This is a genomic window from Lactiplantibacillus sp. ME-2, from assembly GCF_022549155.1.
Taxonomy (GTDB): domain Bacteria; phylum Bacillota; class Bacilli; order Lactobacillales; family Lactobacillaceae; genus Lactiplantibacillus; species Lactiplantibacillus plantarum.
On record NZ_JAKZEQ010000148.1, the window covers coordinates 1 to 314 of the forward strand.

The following is a 314-nucleotide window of genomic DNA, read 5'->3' on the forward strand; positions in this document are numbered from 1 at the left end:
TCATTCTAGATGCTCAAAGTGTCAAGAATACCGATCCTGCTGAAAGTAGTGGCTACGATGGTGGTAAAAAGGTGAGTGGGATTAAGCGCCATCTTGCTGTAGATATCAATGGGCTGCCGATGGCAGTCCATGTGACAACCGCCAATGTTTCTGAGCGTGATGGCGCCAATGCGCTACTGGCGTTAAACAAATCACAGTTTGACCTGGTTCAACGAGTAATGGCCGATGGTGGTTATACTGGTAACAACTTTGCTCAATCAGTTCAGGCAATGATTAACGCTGAAGTCATTATTGCTAAACAGAGTGACCTTAGG

General features: G+C 45.9%; 1 protein-coding gene. It reads left to right on the forward strand.

The genetic code is table 11. The features are described from left to right. The coding region (locus MMY95_RS15755; protein WP_241277839.1) for a transposase at positions 1–314 on the forward strand (314 nt) is incomplete at both ends.